Raw genomic sequence first — 3,591 nt, forward strand, 5'->3', positions numbered from 1 at the left:
GTCATCCGCCGTGCGCCCCGGGCCGCGCTACGGAGTCGGCAGCCAGCCGACCTTCCCGGCCAGCAGCGCGTATCCCGCGAACGCCACGATGTCGAGCAGCGCGTGCGCCACCACCAGCGGCCCTACCCGGCCCCAGCGCCGGTAGAGCAGGACGAAGACCACACCCATGACGGCGTTGCCGATGAAGCCGCCGATGCCCTGGTAGAGGTGGTACGAGCCGCGCAGCAGCGAACTGGCGGCGAGGGCGGCCATCGGGCTCCAGCCGAGCTGGTCGAGGCGGCGCAGCAGATAGCCGACCACGATCACCTCCTCGACCACCGAGTTCTGCATCGCCGAGAGGATCAGTACGGGGAACTTCCACCACACCTCGGGCAGCGACTCCGGCACCACCGTCAGATTGAAGCCCGCCGCCCGCATCGCCAGGTAGAACGCCAGCCCGGCGCTGCCGATCCCGGCCGCGACCAGGGTGCCGCGCCCGAGGTCGAACCACGGCCGGGTCCGGTCGAAGCCCATGCAGCGCAGTCCGCCCGCGCCCTCCCGCAGCAGCAGATGGGCCACCAGCAGCACCGGGACCAGCGCGGTGGAGATGCTGAAGAGCTGCCAGGCGAGATCGAGCCAGGGGCGGCCGGGGGCGTAGGAGCCGTTGAGATTGGCCGCCTGTTCCTTGAGGCCGCCGGGTTTCGTCAGCGATCCGACAAAGCTGATCAGGGAGGAGACCGCGCTCGCCCCGAGGGAGAGCGCGAGCACCAGCAGTGTCTCGGACCGCAGGGTCCTGGGTGTCAGCCGCTCCCCCGGCCCCTCGGGAAGTGAACCCGCTCTACGCCCTGCCTCCACCTGCACACCGGCCTCCCACACGTCGTCCGTCCGGCCTCCATCCTCACCCGAGGCGGTCGGCCGAGCTCAGCCGGCCGGCCCCGGGAACCCCACCGGCCAGGTGTGCACCGGCTCGCCCTCGTGCATCAGTTCGCAGTAACGGCGGGTGGTCGCCGCCAGCGCCGGAGCGCGTTCCAGCCCGGCGTCCAGGGCTCGGTGGAACGTCTCCGCCTGCCAGGTCGCGCCGTTCATACGCCGCTTGCAGCGCTCCTCGATGACACCGAGATAGCGGTCCCGGTCGCTGGGCTCGATGTTCCACGCGTCGAGCCCGGCCGCCGCGAGCGGCAGCAGTTCATCGCGGACGAGTTTGACCACCGGCGCCTGGGTGATCCCGCCACGGCCCGGACGCGGCCAGCTCAGCTCCGCCTCGATGCCGTGACGGCACGCGGTGTCAAAGTTTTCGGCCGCGGTCTCGAAGGGGAGCCTGTTCCACACCGGCCGTGGTTCGTCGGCGAGCGCCCGGACGAGTCCGTAGTAGAAGGCCGCGTTGGCGATGACGTCGGTGACCGTGGGCCCGGCCGGCAGCACCCGGTTCTCCACCCGCAGATGAGGGATGCCGTCGGCGACTCCGTACACCGGACGGTTCCAGCGGTAGACCGTGCCGTTGTGCAGGGCCAGCTCACTCAGCCGGGGCACCCCGCCCTCATCGATGACACGCAGTGGGTCCTCGGTGTCGTCGCAGATGGGCAGCAGTGCGGGGAAGTACCTCAGGTTCTCCTCGAAGAGGTCGTAGGCCGAACTCACCCACCGTTCGCCGAACCAGGTACGGGGGCGGACGCCCTGGGCCTGGAGTTCCGGCGGCCGGGTGTCGGTGGCCTGCTGGAAGAGCGGTGGGCGGGACTCGCGCCACAGCTCCTTGCCGAAGAGGAACGGCGCGTTGGCCCCGACGGCCACCTGGACGGCGGCGACCGCCTGGGCCGCGTTCCACACATCCGCGAACCGCGCGGGCGTGACCTGGAGGTGGAGCTGTACGGAGGTACAGGCGGCCTCGGGCGCGATCGAGGCGGAGGTGCAGGTCAGACGCTCCACACCCTCGATATCGAGGGCGAATGCCTCGCCCCGGGCGGCGACGATCTGCTCGTTGAGCATCACGTACCGCTCGGCGTCGGAGAGGTTCGCGGAGACGAGATCCTCCTGCGCGAGGGTGGGCAGAATGCCGATCATCACGATCCCGGCACCGACCTCGTGCGCTTTTCGGTGCGCATATCCGAGGCCGGTCCGAAGCTCTTCCGCCAGTTGGTCGAGAACCCGGTCACCCATCCGGTGCGGAACAATGTTTACTTCCAGGTTGAACATTCCGAGTTCGGTCTGGAAATCCTGACTCGCGATGCGATCCAGGACCTCGGCATTCATCATGCGAGGCAGACCGTCGGCTCCAGCGAGATTCAACTCGATCTCCAGGCCGATCAGATTCTTGGGCCGGTCGAACCTCTTCTCGTCCAGCAGCCGCCCCAGCCCCGCGAGACACTGCTGGAGCTTGCGCCGGTACCGCTGGCGATCGGCGAGCGCGAACCTGCCCACCGCGGCCTTCTCCCCCATCGACGTGTCCCTCCTCGTTCGGACGGGCCTGGCGCGGCGTCACCCGCTCGCGCCATGGGACGGTATCGCTCGACTCCTGGATGACGCGGTTCGGCGTCTCGGACGATAATGCCCGCGCTGGCAGATCGATAACGCAGCGAGGATGCCCACAGACCGGTAGTGTGGCAGCCGTGGTCGTGTGACACACGACCGAGGCATGATGCAGTCGCAGATAACGGCGTACGAGACGTGACGGGAAACGTGGCGAGAAACACGGGCTGGTTTCGGCCTACCGCCCTCCCGATAAATTGCCAGGCCATGACGGAGAGTTCATCAGAAATCCGGCGCAATCCACCACTGAAGCCGGACCTGAACCCGCCTTGCGGTTAATACGCACGAGCGCTAGCGGAAACACCGTGAGAACACGTGTCGTATAAACTCCGTTACCGAGGCAGCGAGTTGGCACTCAGTGACACTCCCAGCTCTCCCCCCGGTTCCGCGCGCGCCGACACTGTTGTCGGCACCTGCCTCCGCTCCACCGTGTCTCCCAAAGTGAGAGGCCCATCATGCCGCTGCATGTCCTCCCGGCTCCCACGCCCGCCCTGCGCAGCGTCCTCGCGGCACTCGGTTCCCCTACCGCCGTCAGCGAGGAGCACACCCCCGCTCTCCGGTCCGTCCAGGGACCTGTGAGCCCCGAGTCACCGCTACCCGTCCACGTACTGGACCAGATCGTCCCGAGCACGTCACCTCCATGCACGCGACTGGCCGGGTGGCGGTTCATGATCCGTTCCCAGGCGCGCTCCGTCGCCGCGGCGGAGGTGATCCTCACCCCCGACGGCTGGACGTTCTCCCATTTCTTCGAGGGTCCCTACCTCCGTTCCACCGACCGGGCGCTGCGCCAGGCCGAGTCGATGAGCACTCCCGTACAACCACGTCTGCTGTCCATTCCCGAGCTGTACATGCTGACGCTCTGGCTGCACGGCGATCCGGACGCGGACGCGGAGTGCGCCACCCCGCTGCCGAGCGACATCCTGGTACCGCTGGCGCCGGCCCCGCCGGGGATCGCGCCCGACCGGCCCACCCGTGTCGCCGATCTGCTGCCGGTGATGACGCTGCGTCTGGCCCCTGAGCCGCTGCTCGGTTCACCCGCCTGACGCCATACGGACAGGTGTGCGCCCCGTGACCACTGAGTGGCTGTCT

3 protein-coding genes are annotated in these 3,591 nt (G+C 68.6%); 1 reads left to right on the forward strand and 2 read right to left on the reverse strand.

What is annotated here, in order from left to right:
- Positions 1-27: 27 nt before the first annotated feature.
- The gene (locus ACFVIM_RS33975) at positions 28-834 is read right to left on the reverse strand and encodes a CPBP family intramembrane glutamic endopeptidase (RefSeq protein ID WP_384309915.1); all 807 of its coding nucleotides are present in this window, start codon (positions 832-834) and stop codon (positions 28-30) included.
- A gap of 66 nt (positions 835-900) precedes the next feature.
- Positions 901-2,412, reverse strand: a complete 1,512-nt coding sequence (locus tag ACFVIM_RS33980; protein ID WP_384309909.1) for a glutamate--cysteine ligase — start codon at positions 2,410-2,412, stop codon at positions 901-903.
- 545 nt (positions 2,413-2,957) lie between these two features.
- Here ACFVIM_RS33980 and ACFVIM_RS33985 point away from each other — a divergent pair.
- A complete protein-coding gene (locus ACFVIM_RS33985; protein WP_384309912.1) occupies positions 2,958-3,545 on the forward strand; it encodes a hypothetical protein in 588 nt (195 codons plus the stop codon).
- The last annotated feature ends 46 nt before the right edge of the window (positions 3,546-3,591 follow it).

The sequence above is a fragment of the Streptomyces sp. NPDC057638 genome (assembly GCF_042800315.1).
Lineage (GTDB): Bacteria > Actinomycetota > Actinomycetes > Streptomycetales > Streptomycetaceae > Streptomyces.